The 1,974-nt window shown below is 61.7% G+C and carries 2 protein-coding genes; both read right to left on the bottom strand.

The features are described 5' to 3' along the window. A partial coding sequence (locus KDH09_12235; protein MCB0220458.1) for a hypothetical protein occupies nt 1-670 on the bottom strand: 670 nt, incomplete at its 3' end. 130 nt (nt 671-800) lie between these two features. After that, on the bottom strand, nt 801-1,763 hold the full coding sequence (locus tag KDH09_12230; protein MCB0220457.1) for a DUF1838 family protein: 963 nt from the start codon (nt 1,761-1,763) through the stop codon (nt 801-803). Between the last annotated feature and the right edge of the window lie 211 nt (nt 1,764-1,974).

Genomic DNA, 1,974 nt, shown 5'->3' with positions numbered 1-1,974 from the left:
GGATCTTGGTGTAGTGCTCTTCGGCCTCTAGCGCATAGATGTCGGCCCCACGCAGATTGGCCGGCAGACGGTTGCTGAGGCGCGGCTCACTCGCGGGGCTGCTGGTCACGGAACTCGCGTCTGGAGATGGGACAGGCTCATCGCTCGCAGGTGGCAAACTCACTGCTGGCGGAACAAAACCGAAGCGCTGTACCCGTCGGAAACGGAAATCCAGCCAATTCGCGAGCAGCCACCAGCCGAGGCCCTGGGCGGTGAATGCAATGTATCCAGCCATGCCTTCGGCGGGTGGCGGCCAGAAACTCCCGAAGGCAGATCCGGGGATCAGTGTCGAGAGGAAGAAACTGTTGAGCACATCCCGGAACGGCCACCAAAGCCCGAAACCACCAACGAAGTAGCCTGTGAGCAGGACGACGAGGAGCGGTGGATGCCAGGGCCGCAGCACCCATGACATCAGTTTCGCGCCGAATCCGTAGCACACCCAGGACAAAACCGAAAACAGGGCCGTATAGGCCATGTGGTGCGCAATGGTCTCAAATTGTTGCGCACCGATGCGCGCAGCCCCCAGGAACAAACCGATACCCAGGGGCAGGAGAAGGTGAAACTCGATGATCTGGCGCGGCGACCGGCCGTTGCGGATCGGGGAGTTTGGCGATTTAAGGGTTGCCGCCATTGATCTCTTGAAAAATGGTATCGCGGGGATCCTGGGGCGGCTTTCTCCATTGGTGCAGTACGAATGCCGTCCATGCAGAGTCTAACCCCGCGCATACACATCTAGCCAACTCCGAGTCAGAACTTCTGGCTCAGGGTGATCTGGGCGGCGCGGGCTTTTGCGTCCGCGCATAGTTCTCGATGCTTGAATGGCTAGGCTCTACCCATACATTTGGTGCGGTCAGGTACAAGGGATAGCGCTCCCGCACCCGGGCCAGCACTGCCGGCGCGGCCTGCTCCGCCCTCTCGAAACTGGTAAAGCGCCCCATATATAACGCGTGCCCCGGAGCCTGGCCCATCAGCATCCATGGCAGCCAGGGCGTTACCCGCGACCAGACACCATTGTGAGGCATGTGGCTGAGCCCGGGGTTTTCTGCGTCTTCGCGCCTGATGAAATAGCGGAAGAGTTCCGACACCCGGTTCATGGGTCCCGCAGATTCGCGGGGCCAGCGGGCCGGGTCCAGCGCGTTCCGGTAATAAAGGTGAATGTCTGAATCGAGCGTCACGGTGTCATTGACCAGGCCCCAGTTGAGGCGCAGCGGACGTTTCGGCGGCATTTCAGTGTTGAGGCCACCGTAACTGGGCGGATCCGGAAAGAACTCCGAGATCACGAAGTTGAATGGATCGTTGGCGATGTCCACAACCCTCACCCGCTCTCCGGTGTAGGGGTTGTCCCACTGGTCCAGCAGCTGCCCGCTCGCCAAGTCCCGGTAGAAAACCAGTTCACGGCAGAGGCGCTGGTAGCTGCCATCCACCTGTCGCAGCACCCGGTGGGTGGAGAACACGTCGAAACCGAATAGCGGTTTAACCGCCTCTCCCTCCCGAACGCCGTGGACTACGCCGGTAGCCTGACCAAAGATGAACTTGCCGGGCGCGGTATCGCCTTCAATGCGCGCGTACATCTCCCGGTTCCAGACCGGATCATCAAAGGCCAGGGGCGCGCGCTCCTGTACCTTGCCAAAACCGCGCATCGGTACCGCGGCCGCGCCGACAGCGGCTGTTGCGGCGAGAAAGCGACCCAGTATCGTGCGTCGCGTAGAGACTTGGTTCGTCATGTCCGCACTCCCGTTTGTCTGTAGACGGCAATGGATTCTGTGCGGATCGGGGGCGCCGCGCGCGGCCTTTTCACGGACGCTACTGGTTATGCATGAACGCCACCCGCAGCGCGAGGGATGCCGGCTTCGCTAGCCAGCGTAGTGCGCCCGCAGCGCGCCGGCAAACTGCTGCATCTGCTCCACCGTGCCCATGCTCACCCGGCACCAGTTG

The sequence above is a fragment of the Chrysiogenia bacterium genome, from assembly GCA_020434085.1.
GTDB lineage: Bacteria > JAGRBM01 > JAGRBM01 > JAGRBM01 > JAGRBM01 > JAGRBM01.
Note: the sequence above shows the minus strand (reverse complement) of the source record. Positions and strands in the feature narration are given on the sequence as shown.